Raw genomic sequence first — 3,467 nt, forward strand, 5'->3', positions numbered from 1 at the left:
CCCAGTGCCTGACCCCGTTGGCGCCCAGGTTGTAGTAGGTCTCGGGGCGCAGGCCGTTGTAGCCGGGCTCGTTGTTGCCGAGCGGCGCCATCACGCGGTCGGGGCGCTGGCCGTCCGGATAGAGCCAGCCCAGCACGTTGTCGAGCGAGCGGTTCTCCAGCATCAGGTAGACGATGTGCTTGATGCGCGACGGCACGTTGTTCTGCACACCGAACAGGATGCCGTCGCTCGTCATGAAGACGTTCGTGTACCCGTTCCAGCCGCCGCGGCCCACGAGGTGCGCGCCGCGCCATTCTTCGGTGCCGTCCTCCCAGCCCTTGTGCTGGTACCAGTAGAGGTTGCCGTCGGGCGTGATGCCGTACAGCGTGCCGTCGCTGGTGGCGAACACGCTGGTGTACTGGCGCCAGCCGCCGCGCCCGACGAGGTTCTTGCCGGTCCAGCGCTCGCTGCCGTCCTGCCAGCCGTCGTGGCGGTACCAGTAGAGGTCGCCGTCGGGCGTGATGCCGTAGAGCACGCCTTCGCTGGTGGCGCACACGCTGACGTACATGCCCCAGCCGCCGGCGCCGACGAGCTGTCGTTCGCTCCACCGCTCGGTGCCGTCCTGCCAGCCTTCATGGTGATACCAATAGAGGTTGCCGTCCCAGCCGACGGCGTAGAGGATGCCGTCGCTGGTGGCGAAGACGGTCCGGTAGTCGGCCCATCCACCCCGGCCGACGACCGTGCTCTCCCAGCGCTCGGTGCCATCCTGCCAACCGGCGTCGCGGTACCAGTGCAGGTTGCCGTCCCAGCCGATGGCATAGACGATGCCGTCGCTGGTCGCGAAGACGGACTTGTATTCCTGCCATCCACCGCGGCCGACGAGGTTCTTGCCGGTCCATCGCTCGGTGCCGTCTTTCCAGCCATCGTGGCGATACCAGTAGAGGTTGCCCAGGGTGGAGTTGGCATCGATGCTCATGATCGGCCTCGCCGAGAGTGGATGAGTGCACATTCTCGGGAGCAGGTCGGCGCGGGGATACATGCCGGGCCTGAAGACTTCTGAAATCGCGTCAGCCGGCCGGCGCGAACCCGCCGTCGAAGGTGTTGCGCACCTCGAGCCGTTGCTTCAGCAGCCCGGCCTCGAGGTAGAAATCGGCGGTGGCCTGCTGGTCGGCCAGCACCTGGGCGTCGACCGCGATCCAGCGCTGCTGGCGACGCTCGAACTGCAAGCGCGCCGCCTCGGGCGGGATGCCGATGATGCGGGCGAGCGCGGCCGAGAACTCCGGCACGTGCTGGTACGACCAGCGCTGCGCGCGCACCACGCGCTGCGCGAAATCCTGCAGCACGGGGCGCTTGGCGGCGATCGCGCTGTCGGTGGCGGCCAGGAAGCTCAGGCCCGACGACAGCCCGCGGCCGTTGACCAGCACGCGGGCGTGGCCTGCCGTCTCGGCCAGCGCGGTGTAGGGCTCCCAGGTGGCCCAGGCGTCGACCGAGCCCTGCGTCAGCGCGAGCTTGGCCTCGGCCGGCGGCAGGAAGCGGAAGGTGTCGGCATCGGCCTTCAGCCCGGCCGAGGCGAGGGCCTTCAGCGCGATGTGGTGGCCGATCGAACCGCGGTTGGTCGCGATGTGCTTGCCTTTCAGGTCGGCCGCCGTTTTGAGCGGCGAGTCGGGGCGCACCAGCACCGCGGTGCCGTACGGGTCGGAGCGGTTCACGCCGATCGCCTTCACCCGCACGCCGTTCGACAGCGCGAAGATCAGCGGCGCATCGCCGATCGGGCCAAGGTCGACCGCCTCGGCGTTCAGCGCTTCGGCCAGCGGCGCAGCGGCCGGGAACTCGGCCCACTGGATGTCGTAGGCGAGGCCTTGCAATTCGTTCGCGGCCTCGAGCAGCGCGCGCAGGCCGCCTTTCTGGTCGCCGGCCTTCAGCAACGGGCGCGCGGCGGCGCGCACGGTGCCTGCGCCCAGGGTGGCTGCGGTACCGATCAGCAGGTGGCGCCGGGTGATGGAGGGGGGCATGTCGTGCTCCTTCACGCGGCACGCCGGTTGCCGGCGGCGAGCCGCTCGGCCACCAGCTGGCGCGTGCGCGGGATCAGTTCGCGGCCGTAGTCGATCGCGTCTTCCAGCGGATCGAAGCCGCGGATCAGGAAGGTGGTGACGCCGAGCGCGTGGTAGTCGAGGAAGGCCTCGGCCACCTGCTCGGGCGTACCGACCAGCGCGGTGCTGTTGGAGCGGCCGCCGGTCTCCTGCGCGATGGCAGTCCACAGCCGTTGGTCGACGCGCGAGCCTTTGGCCGCGGCCGCCAGCAGGCGCTGCGCACCCACGCTCTGCTGCGGCCCGCCGCGGCTGTAGCCGGCCTGCACGCGCAGCCGGCGGGTGTCTTCGAGGATGCGCTCGGCGCGCGCCCAGGCCTGGTCTTCGGTCTCGGCGAGGATCGGGCGGAACGACACCGAGAAGCGCACGCTGCGCCCATGCTTCGCCGCCTCGGCGCGCACGCGGCCGGTCAGCTCGGCCACCTGGTCGAGCGATTCGCCCCACAGCGCGTAGACATCGGCATGCTTGCCGGCGACCGGAATCGCCGCATCGGAGGCGCCGCCGAAGTAGATCGGCACGTGCGGCTGCTGCAGCGGCTTCACCTCGGAGAAGCCGGCCTGGAAGCGGTAGTGCTGGCCATCGTGGTCGAAGGGCTTGTCCTCGGTCCAGATGCGGCGCAGCACCGTCAGGTATTCGTCGGTGCGCTCGTAGCGCTGGTCGTGCGTCAGCCAGTCGCCGTCGCGCTTCTGCTCGTCGTCGGAGCCGCCGGAGATGAAGTGCACGCCCAGGCGCCCGCCGCTGAACTGGTCCAGCGACGCGATCTGGCGTGCCGCGAGCGTCGGCGCGGTGAAGCCCGGCCGGTGCGCCAGCATGAAGTGGATGCGCTCGGTGTGCGCCGCCGCGTACGAGATCGTCAGCGTGGCGCTCGGACCGGTGGAGTGGTGCGGCACCAGGATGCGGTCGAACCCGGCCTGCTCGTGCGCCTGCGCGAAACGGCGCACGTAGTCGCGGTCGATCGCCGGGCCTTGCGCGGCGTGCGTCTCCGAGACTTTCTGGGTCTGGATCATGCCGATGAATTCGATGCTCATTGCGGTGTCCTGCGGTCGGAAGATGACGAAGGAGGACGGTAGCGGCGAGGGCGCGAGCGTCGCAAATAATCATTTCAGGGCTGGATATGCGATCTGCATGATTCGCAGAAGGCACCTGCGCGTGTAGCCTGTGCGGCGTGGTCCCCGTTTGCGACCACGAAGGAGATTCGACGATGCGAACCGACCCTGGCGACCGTGCGCTGCAGGACTTCATCGAGCAGGTCTCGCGCCGGCTCGACGAACGCACCGACGAGGCGGCCGTACGCCGCGACATCGGCGCGCTGCTGGCCGACCTGGTCGCGCACGACGACTGGCTGCCGGCCTCGCATGCGCAGCCCGGTGCCGACCGCTACCGGCAGTACCTGCTGCACCG

Annotated in this window: 3 protein-coding genes and 1 pseudogene; 1 reads left to right on the forward strand and 3 read right to left on the reverse strand. The window is 69.7% G+C overall.

The features are described from left to right. The 3 genes from AC1D01_RS25715 to AC1D01_RS25725 form a co-directional block, all read right to left on the reverse strand. Window positions 1–955, reverse strand: a 955-nt coding sequence (locus AC1D01_RS25715) for a tachylectin-related carbohydrate-binding protein (RefSeq protein WP_477871405.1), incomplete at its 3' end; no start/stop codon positions are given. Between the two features lie 91 nt (window positions 956–1,046). After that, the gene (locus AC1D01_RS25720; RefSeq protein WP_477871407.1) at window positions 1,047–1,991 is read right to left on the reverse strand and encodes an ABC transporter substrate-binding protein; all 945 of its coding nucleotides are present in this window, start codon (window positions 1,989–1,991) and stop codon (window positions 1,047–1,049) included. An 11-nt stretch (window positions 1,992–2,002) separates the two neighbouring features. After that, complete coding sequence (locus AC1D01_RS25725) at window positions 2,003–3,094, reverse strand: LLM class flavin-dependent oxidoreductase (RefSeq protein WP_477871409.1); 1,092 nt, start codon at window positions 3,092–3,094, stop codon at window positions 2,003–2,005. 173 nt (window positions 3,095–3,267) lie between these two features. On the opposite strand from AC1D01_RS25725, the pseudogene AC1D01_RS25730 reads away from it, so the two are divergent. After that, window positions 3,268–3,467, forward strand: a pseudogene (locus AC1D01_RS25730) (cysteine dioxygenase); the annotation flags it as partial.

Source organism: Rhizobacter sp. P3_B12 (assembly GCF_056402895.1).